Consider the following 17,550-nt stretch of genomic DNA (forward strand, 5'->3'; position numbering starts at 1 on the left):
TAGCGATGAGGCAGCCTTTTGTCTTATTCAAAGGCCTTACATTTCAAAAACTCTGCTTACCAGGCGCATTTCGCCCAGGGGATCACCATAATAAAATGCTGAGGCCTGGCCTTTGCGTAGTGCACGCATCACCTCAATACCTTTGATGGTGGCGTAAGCCGTCTTCATGGATTTAAATCCCAGCGTGGCGCCGATTATCCGTTTCAGTTTGCCATGATCGCATTCAATCACGTTGTTCCGGTACTTAATCTGTCGGTGTTCAACGTCAGACGGGCACCGGCCTTCGCGTTTGAGCAGAGCAAGCGCGCGACCATAGGCGGGCGCTTTATCCGTGTTGATGAATCGCGGGATCTGCCACTTCTTCACGTTGTTGAGGATTTTACCCAGAAACCGGTATGCAGCTTTGCTGTTACGACGGGAGGAGAGATAAAAATCGACAGTGCGGCCCCGGCTGTCGACGGCCCGGTACAGATACGCCCAGCGGCCATTGACCTTCACGTAGGTTTCATCCATGTGCCACGGGCAAAGATCGGAAGGGTTACGCCAGTACCAGCGCAGCCGTTTTTCCATTTCAGGCGCATAACGCTGAACCCAGCGGTAAATCGTGGAGTGATCGACATTCACTCCGCGTTCAGCCAGCATCTCCTGCAGCTCACGGTAACTGATGCCGTATTTGCAGTACCAGCGTACGGCCCACAGAATGATGTCACGCTGAAAATGCCGGCCTTTGAATGGGTTCATGTGCAGCTCCATCAGCAAAAGGGGATGATAAGTTTATCACCACCGACTATTTGCAACAGTGCCGTACTAGCGGCCCCAGGCAGCAGGTCGATGCAAGAATGGCGGCCAGCCCGCCGGCGAAGAGCGCACCGCGCCCGTTTTGTGGTTCAGACATACGTTGGCCCTTTTGAATTTGGATTGGATAGCGTAACCTTACTTCCGTACTCATGTACGGAGTCAAGCGATATGGAAAATAATTTGGAAAACCTGACCATTGGCGTTTTTGCCAAGGCGGCCGGGGTCAACGTGGAGACAATCCGCTTCTATCAGCGCAAGGGCCTGTTGCGGGAACCGGACAAGCCTTACGGCAGCATCCGCCGCTATGGGGAGGCGGACGTGGTTCGGGTGAAATTCGTGAAATCGGCACAGCGGCTGGGGTTCAGTCTGGACGAGATTGCCGAGCTGTTGCGGCTCGACGATGGCACCCACTGCGAGGAGGCCAGCAGCCTGGCCGAACACAAGCTCAAGGACGTGCGCGAGAAGATGGCCGACTTGGCGCGCATGGAAACCGTGCTGTCTGAACTCGTGTGCGCCTGCCATGCACGAAAGGGGAATGTTTCCTGCCCGTTGATCGCGTCACTACAGGGCGAAGCAGGCCTGGCAAGGTCAGCTATGCCTTAGCGTGCTTTATTTTCCGTTTTCTGAGACGACCCCTTGATACAGTAAAAAAAGGCAGGAGTGTTTTTGCGCTACACTTTCACTTCAAAGAAGATCAACAAATAAAAATGATGTTAGAGGATTGATTATGGCTTTGGTATCAATCAGTGAAGCGGCAAGGCTGACAGGAAAAGCAAGAAGCACACTACACAAATACATAAAACAAGGAAAACTGTCTACGACTACAGATCAAAATACAGGGAATAAAAGCATTGAAACATCTGAGTTAATTAGAGTATTTGGTAAAATAAGTAATCTCTCAACTACAGACAGTGACAGCGTCACACGTGTATCAAAACTACAGCAAGAAACACCCAGCACTACACAATCACTACAGATTAAACTTCAACTTCTTGAACAAGAAAATGCACACTTAAAAGCTGAAAAAGAGTTACTTTCAAAAAATTTAGATGATATACGTCAGGCTATGTTATTAATCGAATCCAAGCTGCCGACAACACCTGAACCCGTTGCACCTGTACTACCTGTACCAACCAAAAAACCGTGGCAATTCTGGAAAAAATAGTCGGTTGGCAGTATTTTCACGCTGAAAACGACATCATGATTTTAATAACAAATGAGTAACAATAAAATAGGGTATTTTCGGCAGGAAAAGAGACCATTTTGAACTGTTCAGGGTGTTTTCAGCATGAAACCGGAAGCGGGTGTGCGCTTAAGCACCTTTATGTTAAACGGGCGAGTTAGTTAGCGAAAACCGCCCGTTCATCTCCATCAACACCACTCAAAACGATTTTAAGACACGATCCCCCTATCAAAGGGGTCCGCTTGGAAAACGGAAAATATCTCACGCTAAGACTGTTTTTTAAACAGTAGGTTGCTGTCTTGCTTTCACTCGCAGAATTGTTTGTCGCGTTGTACTGAATTCCCGGGCAATAGCACTTATGCTTGCTCCAGACTCAATTCGTTCGAGTACCTTCTGTTTTTGTTCTTCATTTAATACCGGTGGGCGCCCAAAGCGTTTTCCTGCATCCCGCGCTCTCGCTATCCCCGAATAGGTGCGCTCGAGTAAAAGGTCTCGTTCAAATTCAGCAACTGCTGAAATCACCTGCATCGTCATCTTTCCTGCCGGACTGGTCAAATCAACGCCACCCAATGCCAGACAATGCACCCGAATACCTGATTCGGCCAGTTGCTCCACTGTTTTCCTTATATCCATCGCATTACGACCTAGACGATCCAATTTTGTGACAATTAATACATCGCCATTTTCCAGCCGGTCAAGCAACCGGTTAAAACCTGGACGTTCACTGGCCGCTACCGAACCACTGATTTTTTCTTCAATTATTCGCTGGGATCTGACGCTAAAACCTGCGGTTTCGATTTCCCGGCGTTGATTTTCTGTGGTCTGTTCCAGAGTAGAGACCCGGCAATAGGCAAAAATTCGTGACATAATGAAATTTTCTGTACGAAATGGGTGTACATATTATAATGCATATCCGAAATTAATTTCACTGACTTTCGTACATATTTATTAGGAGGTGTACGATACCGGTCCATTACGGACGGGAAAACACTACAGTTTTATAAATCAGGCAGTTGTTAATTACAATATGATTAAAAAATAGGCTTGGCGTGAGATATTTTCCGTTTTCCAAGTGGCCCCCCTATTTATAACTCATGGAATTAAGGTTAAGGAAAATCCGTAATATCTTAGGATATTCTACTTTCTTACTGTGAAGCTATTTCAGGTCTAAAATGAGGTTCCAAATATCGTTTTTTGACCATATTGATATTCATTGATATCAATATTGATTTTTGAAGCCGATTAGCGTGATTTTTAACACCACTGGCCCTCAAGCCCCTATAGTAACACTTCTATTCTGTGACCTTAATATTTATGAATCACCAATGCTTCCAAAAACGCTGTTTCAGAAACTCTGTGTCATCACGGTAATCTGGACTTAGTTATATTCTCATCGGGTGGGATGATAAATTTAGCTGACGCACGAGCCAGGCACTGCTCTTCTGCAATATACAATTCAGGTAGGAGCCATGCTTCGAGTTGATAAATGCCATGACGTTGCCCAAGCAACCTAGCACAAATAGTAATAGTTTGCCCCACACGAACCGGTGCAATAAATCGAACGGTTAACTCCGCCGTCAGTGCTTTTATCCCATGCATGAACAAACAGTGTGTCATGGCAGCATCGAATAAAGTACTGATCACACCACCATGAAGAAGCCCGGTATATCCTTGATGTTTTAAACTTACAACAAAAGGAGCCCGAACTGAACCATCTGGGTGTTGCGAAAAAAAGAGCTCCAGTGAGTCAGGGTTGTTCTCACGTGAACCACAAGCCATACACTGGTCATGACTTAATTTAGCATTGAGATAAGAGACCATACATTCCTTCTTAGCATAAGCCGATAACAGATAACAACATACAACACCATAAACTCACAACCTTTATTCAGGCTGACATAATTCAGCAGTAAACACTGCTTTTGCAGTACGCATTACTAACCAAGACAATAAAACAGTCAACAAACACAACAACACAACGGATAATACCTGCAAAAATAGATATGATGTCAGATGAGTCATTTTCATCGTTGCAATAGTAAAAGCAGCTAAAGGAAAGGAATATGCCCAGGAAGAAATAAAAAATGGTATTTTGATAAATTTAAATATATTAAAAAAAAGCAATAAACCAATAAATAACGCGATGTAATAAATAACTCTTGCAAAAGTATCTAGCTCACCCACCATACTAATATAAGAAACAAATCCTATAGATGGCGGAGCCAAAAGTATAAACAACATTGGTGTCATGTGAGCAGGTAAAGGCTCATGAAAAAACAGCCGATACATAATAATTGTCAGTAATATGATCCAAAAGACGCCCCCAATACTAAAGCAAAACCAGCTCAGCTCGGTATAACCTAATTGACTGCCAGTAATGGGAATAATAAGATTACCTACCACAGGAATAAACCAACTTGGGTTAGCATGTGATAATGTGTAATGTGTATGGTATACCCAACTACTCATCACATACAAAGTAAACACTACTTGCAAAACTACTCCAGTCCCCCACAAAATTGTTGTAACTATCGTTTCCTGTTGCCAGACTATTGATAATAACAACAGATTAATAGAAAACGCAGGGAAAAAATTTATACGAACCGGATGTCTAATTTCTTCAAGAACCCCCCTCGGATAGCACCATATCTTGATAACATAAATGATAGAAATGACAGCCATAACCACTGAGGACACATAAGCCAAACTCAGCCATATTACAGAATTATGGAACAAATTATCAGCACCTTTCCATGCCAATGTAAAACCTGACAATCCCATAACTATAGAAAAAAAAGAAATCGGAAAATATGAAATTCTGGATACAACCTGAACTGACTCATTTAAGAGTTTATTTTGATTCATTTTAATCATCACAATTAAAGAGGTGATTTTAAATTTCCGAATGTATATCTATACATTCCTACACATTAATTATTAATAAATCAATGCCGGTGTAATTTCCTGAAGTAGCTTTGCTACTGCATTAAAACCTGTTGGCAACATGACAACAAGAGTTTGAGTGTTCTCTCTACGGATGAAAACAATAACTGGATTTTTTCTTCATTTCATGATTACGCGATTGCCGCCCCTGATTAGCCTGATGTAATTGGACTAAATCACTGGTAACCTGATTAACTAGATCTTGGGCTGAATAACGCCCACAGTTGGTTTGATATACGGCAAACTGTCGTGCCAACAATTTACCCAACATTCGTTCGCCGATATTGCGAACAATAATCCTATCTGCTTTTTGTTCTGTCAATTGATCGACCATTTTTTTCTTCCCGACGCAATTTGCCACTAAGGCTGAATTATCAATTCGGTTAATTTCAATTCCTCGCTCATCGAAGAATACCAAGTAATTTGCCTTGGAAAAATGGTTGGCAATCCGATCATCATTCATTGGGATAACAGTGATCATTTTTTAAACTCTCTTCATTCTTAGTGTGCATTATCAGGGCTTTTCCTTGCGTCAAACAGTCTACAATCTTGAAACGAGCCTCTTTCAAGATATTAGCCAGTGTCTGCCGGGAAACTCGCATTTCTATTGCAGCCTCTTGTTGCTGCATGCCAAGTAAATCAACCAATCGCAAGGCTTCAAACTCATCATCTTTCAAAAACACTTGCTCGAGTTGACTCATAGGTCGTGCATTTGGCTTAAAACAACTATCTGCCGGATGGCCACAGATGTTACGTGGTATTTTGGGTCTAGCCATGAGGACTCTTTATTTACATATGTTATATTTAGTATATAGCATATGCCATATTTGATGGCAAAATTTATTTAAGGTTGTTGAGTGCATTATTACCTGCGACATGAAAGCTATCGAACGGTGGATAGCAGAGCTATATTCATACTAATAAGAGAAACTTATATGCAATTCTTTACTTCCGTCGAAGTTTTAATTATTTCTGCAAAATCCTGTGACCGATGTCATTTTCATGCAGAAAAAGACAACCCTGAATTTCATGAATTTCTGTCGATAGACCGGCGGGTTGGTTTTGGCTCTGTTTTCGACGACGGAAACCGCTTGAAGCTGGACTTATGTCAGCACTGTGTGAAAGAGCTGTTGAATTCGTGGTTATCTGTCAGTAAACCTGATTCATTTTGATAATGAAAGGTTGATTATTAAATCCCACAATCAATCTTTACGTCGACTTTTCAAATAGTAATATATTGATAATTAATGTTTTTTATAAATTATGTTTGTGATAAACACATGCAGAAAATCGTTGGTTTTTGGTACGTAAAATAAAATTTGATTATAAACAGTTATTTCACGCCCTCCCTAACTTGATGTGTTTTCAGCAAAAGGTTGATGCATACACGGTATTATGGATAAAAAAACGTCAATATGATGGCCTCGTCATTCTGATGAAAATCATATTTTTTATCAAAAAATTTTGTTTCTGAAATTATAAAAGACATTAAGTCGCCAAAACCCTAATGGTGACTTAATGCATAACGTTATTAAGTCACCAAGACCCTAGTAGTGACTTAATGTATTGGCTGTATTAAGTCACTACTAGGGTAGTTACGGTATAATTAGTTTATGACCAGACAGGGTTTTAGGCAGGGTTAATAACCTTGTCATTTTCCGTTTTGCAGGGGGTACTGTGAGCCGAAGGCGACGTAGGTTGTACCGGTGATTATCCTGATGAAATCCCTGATACATTCATCTTGATCTCCGGAGTGAAGGGAGACAGAATCAAATGGCGAAGTTTGTAGACTGCCCCGGATGGAGATTAATATCCCTGTTCGGGGTTTTTACCATTTTGATTAATGCAATATCAGAACTGCGGGTCAGACGTTGCATCTGAATTCAGAACGTTTAAACCGGTTTAAACTGACAAATGTCAGCACCTGTTCTGGTCTGAAAATGGGAGATTGGTTTTTAAACTCAGTAATGAACCTGTTGTCTTGCAGACGTAGACCTTTCAGCAGCATGTCTTACAAACGTCAACCTTTCATTTATCCATTTGATAAATAATGATTTAAATAACATTATTTATACTATTCAAATTCTTTCATCATCGTAAACACCGATATTCATCGGGTATCGAAAACATCATAACCTTTTGATTTAAAATGATCTGAAATCAAAATTCAGCGAAAGGTTGACGTCTGTGCGACAGATCGCTTGATTTTTAACCACATCCATTCTTGATTCTGCATCTGTTCTCTTGAAAAACAGATTTTGAAAGTCACATGAATCGTTTTCTAAATGGCATCATAAATACTGCAAGTATATCTGAGAATGTAAAATACAGTCTTACTGCAATATCGTTTATAGCGATAAAAAGCCACAGAACGAATCAGGAGTAGTTTTAATGCTTTGGACATGGAATTTATCGTCATAGGTAAAGAAAGTCGCTTACAGGCTCATACAACACCATTCTGACTGAGCCGTGAGCGTAGCGAACTTAATTGCACGGGAAAATTAGCGGTTCAGTGGCTTGATGGTCGGAGACAAAAGATTCTGTCAGCAATATGCCCCCGCAATGCGGGGGAGCCACCTTGATTTGGGAATATGTTTTGAAAAGGAGCAAACAGAGTTTGCGACATCCTTTTGAATACGGGAAAACGTGATGTATCTGACAGATTGAGCTGATTTATCCACAGGGCTTTTCTGTTTTAAATTGTTTTATGTTTTTAAACCTTGTTTTATCTATATGTACCATATTGTTTTATAATAATAAAAATACCAATAGGCATAGAAATTTACGGTAATAGGCATAGAAATTTACGGTAATAGGCATAGAAATTTACGGTAATAGGCATAGAAATTTACGGTAATACTCACAAATTAGGCATAGATAAAATAAAAGACTTGCCTTTAATGTAGGGATAGACTAATTTTTTGTCTATCCCATTAAGTAGGAAGCGACATGTCTGAACTAATAGCATATAAATCCAATGCGTTGATTGAAGCTAGTTACAAACTAACTTTACAGGAACAGCGCTTGCTATTGATGTGTATTGGAAAGCTAAACCCTCTGGATAAAACTCCTCAAAAAACATTCAAAATTACATCTGGCGATTTTTATCTAGCATTTCCTGATATGGGAAAAAGTAATGCAGAGCGACATTTAAAAGAAGCTATAGATAAGCTCGCTGAACGTTGGATATATATACAAAACAATAATGAAAGACGACGTATTCGCTGGATCCAAGAAGAAGCTGAATATTTTGAGGGTGAGGGAAAAATAGAAATTGTTTTTGCTGACTCCATAATGCCCTACTTAACTCAGCTTCAAGGTCAATTTACTAAAATCGTGATCAAAAATGTATCAACACTAAAAAGTGTCTATAGCATTCGTTTATATGAGTTATTAATGCAATTTAAAGTGATTGGCGATCGATTGATCAGCATTGATGATTTTCGCTCGATGCTAGGTTTGGACGAAAAAAAATACGCTACCTTCAAGTCACTGAATCAATGGGTAATAAAACCAGCAATAAAAGAGTTAAACCAAAAAAGCAATCTATCAGTAACAGTTGATGGGGGCACCTCAGAAAACGGAAAATAAAGCACGCTAAGGCATAGCTGACCTTGCCAGGCCTGCTTCGCCCTGTAGTGACGCGATCAACGGGCAGGAAACATTCCCCTTTCGTGCATGGCAGGCGCACACGAGTTCAGACAGCACGGTTTCCATGCGCGCCAAGTCGGCCATCTTCTCGCGCACGTCCTTGAGCTTGTGTTCGGCCAGGCTGCTGGCCTCCTCGCAGTGGGTGCCATCGTCGAGCCGCAACAGCTCGGCAATCTCGTCCAGACTGAACCCCAGCCGCTGTGCCGATTTCACGAATTTCACCCGAACCACGTCCGCCTCCCCATAGCGGCGGATGCTGCCGTAAGGCTTGTCCGGTTCCCGCAACAGGCCCTTGCGCTGATAGAAGCGGATTGTCTCCACGTTGACCCCGGCCGCCTTGGCAAAAACGCCAATGGTCAGGTTTTCCAAATTATTTTCCATATCGCTTGACTCCGTACATGAGTACGGAAGTAAGGTTACGCTATCCAATCCAAATTCAAAAGGGCCAACGTATGTCTGAACCACAAAACGGGCGCGGTGCGCTCTTCGCCGGCGGGCTGGCCGCCATTCTTGCATCGACCTGCTGCCTGGGGCCGCTAGTACTGGTCGCCCTGGGCTTCTCCGGTGCTTGGATCGGCAACCTGACGGTGCTGGAACCCTATCGACCGTTGTTCATCGGCGCGGCGCTAGTGGCGCTGTTCTTCGCCTGGAAGCGGATTTACCGGCCCGTGCAGGCATGCAAGCCAGGTGAGGTCTGCGCGATTCCGCAGGTGCGCGCCACCTACAAGCTGATTTTCTGGATCGTGGCCGTGCTGGTCCTGGTCGCGCTTGGATTTCCCTATGTCGTTCCATTTTTCTATTAACCAGGAGTTCATCATGAAGAAACTGTTTGCCTCCCTTGCCCTCGCCGCCGCTGTTGCCCCGGTGTGGGCCGCTACCCAGACCGTCACGCTAGCGGTTCCCGGCATGACTTGCGCCGCCTGCCCGATCACAGTCAAGAAAGCGCTCTCCAAGGTCGAAGGCGTGAGCAAGGTCGATGTGGGCTTCGAGAAGCGCGAGGCCGTCGTCACTTTTGACGACACCAAGGCCAGCGTACAGAAGCTGACCAAGGCCACCGCAGACGCCGGCTATCCGTCCAGCGTCAAGCAGTGAGCCAGCAAGCCAACGACAACAGCGAGAGCCGCTTCATGGGACTGATGACACGCATTGCCGATAAAACCGGCGCGCTCGGCAGCGTCGTTTCCGCGATGGGCTGCGCCGCCTGCTTTCCAGCCCTCGCCAGCTTCGGCGCGGCCATCGGGCTGGGCTTCTTGAGCCAGTACGAGGGACTGTTCATCAGCCGCCTGCTGCCGCTGTTTGCCGCGCTGGCCTTCCTGGCGAACGCGCTGGGTTGGTTCAGTCATCGGCAATGGCTGCGCAGTCTGCTCGGCATGATCGGCCCGGCCATCGTGTTTGCGGCCACGGTCTGGCTGCTCGGCAACTGGTGGACGGCGAACCTGATGTACGTCGGCCTGGCCTTGATGATTGGGGTGTCGATCTGGGACTTCGTGTCGCCGGCGCATCGCCGTTGCGGACCGGACGGCTGCGAACTCCCCGCCAAGCGCTTGTGAAAGACGGCTGACCGTGCGACACGGCGGCCCACACGAATAAGGAACGATGGTATGAGCACTCTCAAAATCACCGGCATGACTTGCGACTCGTGCGCAGTGCATGTCAAGGACGCCCTGGAGAAAGTGCCCGGCGTGCAATCAGCGGATGTCTCCTACGCCAAGGGCAGCGCCAAGCTCGCCATTGAGGTCGGCACGTCACCCGACGCGCTGACGGCCGCTGTAGCTGGACTCGGTTATCGGGCCACGCTGGCCGATGCCCCCTCAGTTTCGACGCCGGGCGGATTGCTCGACAAGATGCGCGATCTGCTGGGCAGAAACGACAAGACGGGTAGCAGCGGCGCATTGCATATCGCCGTCATCGGCAGCGGCGGGGCCGCGATGGCAGCGGCGCTGAAGGCCGTCGAGCAAGGCGCACGTGTCACGCTGATCGAGCGCGGCACCATCGGCGGCACCTGCGTCAATGTCGGTTGTGTGCCGTCCAAGATCATGATCCGCGCCGCCCATATCGCCCATCTGCGCCGGGAAAGCCCGTTCGATGGCGGCATCGCCGCTACCACGCCGACCATCCAGCGCACGGCGCTGCTGGCCCAGCAGCAGGCCCGCGTCGATGAACTGCGCCACGCCAAGTACGAAGGCATCTTGGAGGGCAATCCGGCGATCACTGTGCTGCACGGCTCCGCCCGCTTTAAGGACAATCGCAACCTGATCGTGCAACTCAACGACGGCGGCGAGCGCGTGGTGGCATTCGACCGCTGCCTGATCGCCACCGGCGCGAGCCCGGCCGTGCCGCCGATTCCCGGCCTGAAAGACACTCCGTACTGGACTTCCACTGAAGCGCTGGTCAGCGAGACGATTCCTAAGCGCCTGGCCGTGATTGGCTCATCAGTGGTGGCGCTGGAGCTGGCGCAGGCGTTCGCCCGACTCGGAGCGAAGGTGACGATCCTGGCTCGCAGCACGCTGTTCTTCCGCGAAGACCCAGCTATAGGCGAAGCCGTCACGGCCGCATTCCGCATGGAGGGCATCGAGGTGAGGGAACACACCCAGGCCAGCCAGGTCGCGTATATCAATGGTGAAGGGGACGGCGAATTCGTGCTCACCACGGCGCACGGCGAACTGCGCGCCGACAAGCTGCTGGTCGCCACCGGCCGCGCGCCCAACACACGCAAGCTGGCACTGGATGCGACGGGCGTCACGCTCACCCCGCAAGGCGCTATCGTCATCGACCCCGGCATGCGTACAAGCGTGGAACACATCTACGCCGCAGGCGACTGCACCGACCAGCCGCAGTTCGTCTATGTGGCGGCAGCGGCCGGCACTCGCGCCGCGATCAACATGACCGGCGGTGACGCGGCCCTGAACCTGACCGCGATGCCGGCCGTGGTGTTCACCGACCCGCAAGTGGCGACCGTAGGCTACAGCGAGGCGGAAGCGCACCATGACGGCATCAAAACTGATAGTCGCACGCTAACGCTGGACAACGTGCCGCGCGCGCTCGCCAACTTCGACACGCGCGGCTTCATCAAACTGGTGGTTGAAGAAGGCAGCGGACGACTGATCGGCGTGCAGGCAGTGGCCCCGGAAGCGGGCGAACTGATCCAGACGGCCGCACTGGCGATTCGCAACCGGATGACGGTGCAGGAACTGGCCGACCAGTTGTTCCCCTACCTGACGATGGTCGAAGGGTTGAAGCTCGCGGCGCAGACCTTCAACAAGGATGTGAAGCAGCTTTCCTGCTGCGCCGGGTGAGGACAAGGAGGTGTGCGATGAGCGCCTACACGGTATCGCAACTGGCCCATAACGCTGGGGTGAGCGTACATATCGTGCGCGACTACCTGGTGCGCGGCTTGTTACGGCCGGTGGCCTGCACCACGGGCGGCTACGGCGTGTTCGACGATGCGGCCTTGCAACGGCTGTGCTTCGTGCGCGCGGCCTTCGAGGCGGGTATCGGCCTGGATGCCCTGGCGCGGCTGTGCCGTGCGCTCGACGCAGCGGACGGCGCACAAGCCGCAGCGCAGCTTGCCGTGCTGCGCCAGTTGGTCGAGCGGCGGCGCGCGGCGTTGGCCCATCTGGACGCGCAACTGGCCTCCATGCCAGCCGAGCGGGCGCACGAGGAGGCATTGCCGTGAACGCCCCTGACAAACTGCCGCCCGAGACGCGCCAACCCGTTTCCGGCTACCTGTGGGGTGCGCTGGCCGTGTTGACCTGCCCCTGCCATCTGCCGATTCTCGCCGCCGTGCTGGCCGGGACGACCGCCGGTGCCTTCCTTGGCGAGCATTGGGGTGTTGCCGCGCTCGCGCTGACCGGCTTGTTCGTTCTGGCCGTAACGCGGCTGCTGCGCGCCTTCCGGGGCGGATCATGACGAGTTCGCAGCCCGCCGGATGGACGGCGGCCGAGTTGGCGCAGGCGGCGGCGCGCGGACAGCTTGACCTGCATTACCAGCCGCTGGTCGATCTGCGCGATCACCGGATCGCTGGCGCGGAAGCGTTGATGCGCTGGCGGCATCCGAGGCTTGGCCTGTTGCCGCCCGGCCAGTTCCTGCCGCTGGCCGAGTCGTTCGGCCTGATGCCGGAAATAGGCGCGTGGGTGCTGGGCGAGGCCTGTCGCCAGATGCACAAGTGGCAAGGACCGGCATGGCAACCGTTCCGTCTTGCCATCAATGTGTCCGCCAGCCAGGTTGGGCCAACGTTCGACGACGAGGTAAAGCGGGTGCTGGCCGATATGGCCCTGCCCGCCGAGCTTCTGGAGATCGAACTGACCGAATCGGTCGCATTCGGCAATCCAGCCCTGTTCGCCAGTTTCGACGCCTTGCGCGCCATCGGCGTGCGCTTCGCCGCCGACGACTTCGGCACCGGCTATTCCTGCCTGCAACATCTGAAATGCTGCCCCATCACCACATTGAAAATCGACCAATCCTTTGTCGCCAGGCTCCCGGATGATGCCCGTGACCAAACTATCGTGCGGGCGGTGATCCAGCTCGCGCACGGGCTGGGCATGGATGTCATTTTCAGAAGACGACTGCACCAGTTGATTGGGCGTAATGGCTGTTGTGCAGCCAGCTCCTGACAGTTCAATATCAGAAGTGATCTGCACCAATCTCGACTATGCTCAATACTCGTGTGCACCAAAGCGAGGTGAGCATGGCGACGGACACCCCACGGATTCCAGAACAAGGCGTGGCCACTCTGCCTGATGAGGCTTGGGAGCGTGCGCGCCGTCGTGCGGAGATCATCAGTCCGTTGGCGCAGTCGGAGACGGTCGGGCACGAAGCGGCCGATATGGCGGCTCAGGCGCTGGGCTTGTCTCGGCGCCAGGTATACGTTCTGATCCGGCGTGCCCGGCAAGGCAGCGGCCTCGTGACGGATCTGGTGCCCGGCCAGTCCGGTGGAGGTAAAGGTAAGGGGCGCTTGCCGGAACCGGTCGAGCGCGTCATCCACGAGCTACTGCAAAAGCGGTTCCTGACCAAGCAGAAGCGCAGCCTAGCGGCCTTTCACCGCGAAGTCACTCAGGTGTGCAAGGCTCAAAAACTGCGAGTGCCGGCGCGCAATACCGTGGCCTTACGGATCGCTAGCCTTGACCCGCGCAAGGTCATCCGCCGGCGGGAAGGCCAGGATGCCGCTCGTGACCTACAAGGTGTGGGCGGCGAGCCTCCTGCCGTGACCGCGCCGCTGGAGCAGGTGCAGATAGACCATACGGTCATCGACCTGATCGTGGTCGATGACCGCGACCGGCAACCTATTGGCCGCCCGTACCTGACCCTCGCCATCGACGTGTTCACCCGCTGCGTGCTCGGCATGGTCGTCACGCTGGAAGCGCCGTCTGCCGTTTCGGTTGGCCTGTGCCTCGTGCATGTCGCCTGCGACAAGCGCCCTTGGCTGGAAGGACTGAACGTGGAAATGGATTGGCAGATGAGCGGCAAGCCCTTGCTGCTCTACCTAGACAACGCGGCCGAGTTCAAGAGCGAGGCCCTGCGCCGGGGTTGCGAGCAGCATGGCATCCGGCTGGACTATCGCCCGCTGGGACAGCCGCACTATGGCGGCATCGTGGAACGGATCATCGGCACGGCGATGCAGATGATTCACGACGAACTGCCGGGAACGACCTTCTCCAACCCTGACCAGCGCGGCGACTACGATTCCGAAAACAAGGCCGCCCTGACGCTGCGCGAGCTAGAGCGCTGGCTCACATTGGCGGTCGGCACCTACCACGGTTCGGTGCACAACGGCCTGCTCCAACCGCCGGCCGCGCGCTGGGCCGAGGCCGTGGCGCGTGTCGGCGTACCGGCCGTCGTCACACGCGCTACTTCGTTCCTGGTCGATTTTCTGCCGATCCTCCGGCGCACGCTGACCCGCACCGGCTTTGTCATCGACCACATCCACTACTACGCCGATGGGCACTGTTGCAAATAGTCGGTGGTGATAAACTTATCATCCCCTTTTGCTGATGGAGCTGCACATGAACCCATTCAAAGGCCGGCATTTTCAGCGTGACATCATTCTGTGGGCCGTACGCTGGTACTGCAAATACGGCATCAGTTACCGTGAGCTGCAGGAGATGCTGGCTGAACGCGGAGTGAATGTCGATCACTCCACGATTTACCGCTGGGTTCAGCGTTATGCGCCTGAAATGGAAAAACGGCTGCGCTGGTACTGGCGTAACCCTTCCGATCTTTGCCCGTGGCACATGGATGAAACCTACGTGAAGGTCAATGGCCGCTGGGCGTATCTGTACCGGGCCGTCGACAGCCGGGGCCGCACTGTCGATTTTTATCTCTCCTCCCGTCGTAACAGCAAAGCTGCATACCGGTTTCTGGGTAAAATCCTCAACAACGTGAAGAAGTGGCAGATCCCGCGATTCATCAACACGGATAAAGCGCCCGCCTATGGTCGCGCGCTTGCTCTGCTCAAACGCGAAGGCCGGTGCCCGTCTGACGTTGAACACCGACAGATTAAGTACCGGAACAACGTGATTGAATGCGATCATGGCAAACTGAAACGGATAATCGGCGCCACGCTGGGATTTAAATCCATGAAGACGGCTTACGCCACCATCAAAGGTATTGAGGTGATGCGTGCACTACGCAAAGGCCAGGCCTCAGCATTTTATTATGGTGATCCCCTGGGCGAAATGCGCCTGGTAAGCAGAGTTTTTGAAATGTAAGGCCTTTGAATAAGACAAAAGGCTGCCTCATCGCTAACTTTGCAACAGTGCCAATTTATGAGTAAAGGATTATGTCCACGATAAGCACCTGGGTCGATTCCTGGGAGGCGGCCATGAGGGTAGGGAAGCGCCGTCCCGTCAAGTCAGCGTAATGCTCTGCCAGTGTTACAACCAATTAACCAATTCTGATTAGAAAAACTCATCGAGCATCAAATGAAACTGCAATTTATTCATATCAGGATTATCAATACCATATTTTTGAAAAAGCCGTTTCTGTAATGAAGGAGAAAACTCACCGAGGCAGTTCCATAGGATGGCAAGATCCTGGTATCGGTCTGCGATTCCGACTCGTCCAACATCAATACAACCTATTAATTTCCCCTCGTCAAAAATAAGGTTATCAAGTGAGAAATCACCATGAGTGACGACTGAATCCGGTGAGAATGGCAAAAGCTTATGCATTTCTTTCCAGACTTGTTCAACAGGCCAGCCATTACGCTCGTCATCAAAATCACTCGCATCAACCAAACCGTTATTCATTCGTGATTGCGCCTGAGCGAGACGAAATACGCGATCGCTGTTAAAAGGACAATTACAAACAGGAATCGAATGCAACCGGCGCAGGAACACTGCCAGCGCATCAACAATATTTTCACCTGAATCAGGATATTCTTCTAATACCTGGAATGCTGTTTTCCCGGGGATCGCAGTGGTGAGTAACCATGCATCATCAGGAGTACGGATAAAATGCTTGATGGTCGGAAGAGGCATAAATTCCGTCAGCCAGTTTAGTCTGACCATCTCATCTGTAACATCATTGGCAACGCTACCTTTGCCATGTTTCAGAAACAACTCTGGCGCATCGGGCTTCCCATACAATCGATAGATTGTCGCACCTGATTGCCCGACATTATCGCGAGCCCATTTATACCCATATAAATCAGCATCCATGTTGGAATTTAATCGCGGCCTCGAGCAAGACGTTTCCCGTTGAATATGGCTCATAACACCCCTTGTATTACTGTTTATGTAAGCAGACAGTTTTATTGTTCATGATGATATATTTTTATCTTGTGCAATGTAACATCAGAGGGCACTGTTGCAAATAGTCGGTGGTGATAAACTTATCATCCCCTTTTGCTGATGGAGCTGCACATGAACCCATTCAAAGGCCGGCATTTTCAGCGTGACATCATTCTGTGGGCCGTACGCTGGTACTGCAAATACGGCATCAGTTACCGTGAGCTGCAGGAGATGCTGGCTGAACGCGGAGTGAATGTCGATCACTCCACGATTTACCGCTGGGTTCAGCGTTATGCGCCTGAAATGGAAAAACGGCTGCGCTGGTACTGGCGTAACCCTTCCGATCTTTGCCCGTGGCACATGGATGAAACCTACGTGAAGGTCAATGGCCGCTGGGCGTATCTGTACCGGGCCGTCGACAGCCGGGGCCGCACTGTCGATTTTTATCTCTCCTCCCGTCGTAACAGCAAAGCTGCATACCGGTTTCTGGGTAAAATCCTCAACAACGTGAAGAAGTGGCAGATCCCGCGATTCATCAACACGGATAAAGCGCCCGCCTATGGTCGCGCGCTTGCTCTGCTCAAACGCGAAGGCCGGTGCCCGTCTGACGTTGAACACCGACAGATTAAGTACCGGAACAACGTGATTGAATGCGATCATGGCAAACTGAAACGGATAATCGGCGCCACGCTGGGATTTAAATCCATGAAGACGGCTTACGCCACCATCAAAGGTATTGAGGTGATGCGTGCACTACGCAAAGGCCAGGCCTCAGCATTTTATTATGGTGATCCCCTGGGCGAAATGCGCCTGGTAAGCAGAGTTTTTGAAATGTAAGGCCTTTGAATAAGACAAAAGGCTGCCTCATCGCTAACTTTGCAACAGTGCCTAAAATAAGCCTTATATCCAAGCATAAAACAAGGTTGTCTAGACTTCTTTTAACAGTAAAGTTATCATAAAACTGAATTTTATTTTTTAGGTAAGTTTATGCATTCTATCCGCATTCGTTAAGACACAACTATTTGCATAGTGACACTATTTTATAATGGTGGGCTTTTGTTGTGTCTTTAAGAATATATGCGGATATATAAAGTAAAAGTATGCTTAATTTATAAGTATGCTTTTAGTGCATAGTTTCCAGTTATAACTTAATTGACTAGCTATTTGTCCACCCTGTGGATGAATAGCTTTTTTTTTGGGAGGACACTGTGATGCTAGCTTTTGTTTTCACCTAAATCCTGTTTG

21 protein-coding genes and 3 pseudogenes are annotated in these 17,550 nt (G+C 49.8%); 15 read left to right on the forward strand and 9 right to left on the reverse strand.

Annotated features, from left to right (window positions below; all coding sequences use genetic code 11):
- Positions 1-36 precede the first annotated feature (36 nt).
- Positions 37-741 (reverse strand): IS6-like element IS26 family transposase, encoded by a 705-nt coding sequence (locus M1F17_RS20615; RefSeq protein WP_001067855.1) that lies wholly within the window; start codon positions 739-741, stop codon positions 37-39.
- A gap of 64 nt (positions 742-805) precedes the next feature.
- Positions 806-895: pseudogene (locus tag M1F17_RS20620) on the reverse strand (mercuric transporter MerT family protein); the annotation flags it as partial.
- A 71-nt stretch (positions 896-966) separates the two neighbouring features.
- On the opposite strand from M1F17_RS20620, the gene merR (M1F17_RS20625) reads away from it, so the two are divergent.
- Both merR (M1F17_RS20625) and M1F17_RS20630 read left to right on the forward strand, forming a co-directional pair.
- Positions 967-1,401, forward strand: coding sequence for an Hg(II)-responsive transcriptional regulator (gene merR / locus M1F17_RS20625; RefSeq protein WP_000429836.1), 435 nt, complete (start codon positions 967-969; stop codon positions 1,399-1,401).
- Between the two features lie 124 nt (positions 1,402-1,525).
- The gene (locus M1F17_RS20630) at positions 1,526-1,963 is read left to right on the forward strand and encodes a DNA-binding protein (RefSeq protein ID WP_272577103.1); all 438 of its coding nucleotides are present in this window, start codon (positions 1,526-1,528) and stop codon (positions 1,961-1,963) included.
- 297 nt (positions 1,964-2,260) lie between these two features.
- Here the strand turns inward: M1F17_RS20630 and M1F17_RS20635 are convergent, their stop codons facing one another.
- The 5 genes from M1F17_RS20635 to M1F17_RS20655 all read right to left on the reverse strand — a co-directional run bounded on the left by M1F17_RS20635 (position 2,261) and on the right by M1F17_RS20655 (position 5,700).
- Positions 2,261-2,848, reverse strand: a complete 588-nt coding sequence (locus M1F17_RS20635) for a recombinase family protein (RefSeq protein WP_197270036.1) — start codon at positions 2,846-2,848, stop codon at positions 2,261-2,263.
- A 495-nt stretch (positions 2,849-3,343) separates the two neighbouring features.
- Positions 3,344-3,802, reverse strand: coding sequence for a PaaI family thioesterase (locus M1F17_RS20640; RefSeq protein ID WP_197270035.1), 459 nt, complete (start codon positions 3,800-3,802; stop codon positions 3,344-3,346).
- Between the two features lie 63 nt (positions 3,803-3,865).
- Entirely contained in the window at positions 3,866-4,846 is a 981-nt protein-coding gene (locus tag M1F17_RS20645; RefSeq protein ID WP_318837449.1) for an SLAC1 anion channel family protein, read from the reverse strand.
- Positions 4,847-5,012: 166 nt separating this feature from the next.
- Positions 5,013-5,405: a NifB/NifX family molybdenum-iron cluster-binding protein gene (locus M1F17_RS20650; protein WP_197270033.1), complete on the reverse strand. Its 393-nt coding sequence runs from the start codon at positions 5,403-5,405 to the stop codon at positions 5,013-5,015.
- Positions 5,380-5,700 (reverse strand): DUF134 domain-containing protein, encoded by a 321-nt coding sequence (locus tag M1F17_RS20655; protein ID WP_197270032.1) that lies wholly within the window; start codon positions 5,698-5,700, stop codon positions 5,380-5,382. Before M1F17_RS20655 ends, M1F17_RS20650 begins: the two co-directional genes overlap by 26 nt.
- Before the next feature lie 159 nt (positions 5,701-5,859).
- Here M1F17_RS20655 and M1F17_RS20660 point away from each other — a divergent pair, with 159 nt between their 5' ends.
- From M1F17_RS20660 to M1F17_RS20665, 3 genes and pseudogenes are all read left to right on the forward strand, one after another.
- The gene (locus M1F17_RS20660; protein ID WP_318837450.1) at positions 5,860-6,096 is read left to right on the forward strand and encodes a hypothetical protein; all 237 of its coding nucleotides are present in this window, start codon (positions 5,860-5,862) and stop codon (positions 6,094-6,096) included.
- Between the two features lie 814 nt (positions 6,097-6,910).
- Positions 6,911-7,024, forward strand: a pseudogene (locus M1F17_RS22600) (hypothetical protein); the annotation flags it as partial.
- An 849-nt stretch (positions 7,025-7,873) separates the two neighbouring features.
- Positions 7,874-8,515 carry a replication initiation protein gene (locus tag M1F17_RS20665; RefSeq protein WP_318837451.1) on the forward strand — a complete coding sequence of 214 codons (642 nt, stop codon included), beginning with the start codon at positions 7,874-7,876 and terminating at the stop codon, positions 8,513-8,515.
- Between the two features lie 6 nt (positions 8,516-8,521).
- On the opposite strand, the gene merR (M1F17_RS20670) is transcribed toward M1F17_RS20665, so the two are convergent.
- Positions 8,522-8,956: an Hg(II)-responsive transcriptional regulator gene (merR, locus tag M1F17_RS20670; protein ID WP_000429836.1), complete on the reverse strand. Its 435-nt coding sequence runs from the start codon at positions 8,954-8,956 to the stop codon at positions 8,522-8,524.
- 71 nt (positions 8,957-9,027) lie between these two features.
- Between merR (M1F17_RS20670) and M1F17_RS20675 the strand changes: the two genes are divergently transcribed.
- The 9 genes and pseudogenes from M1F17_RS20675 (at position 9,028) to M1F17_RS20715 (ending at position 15,282) form a co-directional block, all read left to right on the forward strand.
- Positions 9,028-9,378: a mercuric transport protein MerT gene (locus M1F17_RS20675; protein ID WP_001294663.1), complete on the forward strand. Its 351-nt coding sequence runs from the start codon at positions 9,028-9,030 to the stop codon at positions 9,376-9,378.
- 13 nt (positions 9,379-9,391) lie between these two features.
- Positions 9,392-9,667: a mercury resistance system periplasmic binding protein MerP gene (merP, locus tag M1F17_RS20680; RefSeq protein ID WP_000732292.1), complete on the forward strand. Its 276-nt coding sequence runs from the start codon at positions 9,392-9,394 to the stop codon at positions 9,665-9,667.
- A gap of 35 nt (positions 9,668-9,702) precedes the next feature.
- On the forward strand, positions 9,703-10,125 hold the full coding sequence (gene merC / locus M1F17_RS20685; protein WP_001340589.1) for an organomercurial transporter MerC: 423 nt from the start codon (positions 9,703-9,705) through the stop codon (positions 10,123-10,125).
- Between the two features lie 51 nt (positions 10,126-10,176).
- Positions 10,177-11,871, forward strand: coding sequence for a mercury(II) reductase (gene merA / locus M1F17_RS20690; RefSeq protein WP_000105636.1), 1,695 nt, complete (start codon positions 10,177-10,179; stop codon positions 11,869-11,871).
- 17 nt (positions 11,872-11,888) lie between these two features.
- Positions 11,889-12,251, forward strand: coding sequence for a mercury resistance co-regulator MerD (gene merD / locus M1F17_RS20695; RefSeq protein ID WP_001277456.1), 363 nt, complete (start codon positions 11,889-11,891; stop codon positions 12,249-12,251).
- Positions 12,248-12,484 (forward strand): broad-spectrum mercury transporter MerE, encoded by a 237-nt coding sequence (gene merE / locus M1F17_RS20700; protein WP_000993386.1) that lies wholly within the window; start codon positions 12,248-12,250, stop codon positions 12,482-12,484. Before merD ends, merE begins: the two co-directional genes overlap by 4 nt.
- 35 nt (positions 12,485-12,519) lie before the next feature.
- Positions 12,520-13,188 (forward strand): EAL domain-containing protein, encoded by a 669-nt coding sequence (locus M1F17_RS20705; protein WP_001300294.1) that lies wholly within the window; start codon positions 12,520-12,522, stop codon positions 13,186-13,188.
- Positions 13,189-13,262: 74 nt separating this feature from the next.
- A pseudogene (locus M1F17_RS20710) lies at positions 13,263-14,513 on the forward strand (transposase); the annotation flags it as partial.
- A gap of 64 nt (positions 14,514-14,577) precedes the next feature.
- Positions 14,578-15,282, forward strand: a complete 705-nt coding sequence (locus M1F17_RS20715; RefSeq protein ID WP_001067855.1) for an IS6-like element IS26 family transposase — start codon at positions 14,578-14,580, stop codon at positions 15,280-15,282.
- 189 nt (positions 15,283-15,471) lie between these two features.
- On the opposite strand, the gene M1F17_RS20720 is transcribed toward M1F17_RS20715, so the two are convergent.
- Entirely contained in the window at positions 15,472-16,287 is an 816-nt protein-coding gene (locus M1F17_RS20720; RefSeq protein WP_000018329.1) for an aminoglycoside O-phosphotransferase APH(3')-Ia, read from the reverse strand.
- Positions 16,288-16,437: 150 nt separating this feature from the next.
- Here M1F17_RS20720 and M1F17_RS20725 point away from each other — a divergent pair, with 150 nt between their 5' ends.
- Entirely contained in the window at positions 16,438-17,142 is a 705-nt protein-coding gene (locus M1F17_RS20725) for an IS6-like element IS26 family transposase (protein ID WP_001067855.1), read from the forward strand.
- Positions 17,143-17,550 lie beyond the last annotated feature (408 nt).

This window comes from Providencia sp. PROV073, assembly GCF_033688125.1.
GTDB classification, from domain to species: Bacteria; Pseudomonadota; Gammaproteobacteria; order Enterobacterales; family Enterobacteriaceae; genus Providencia; species Providencia hangzhouensis.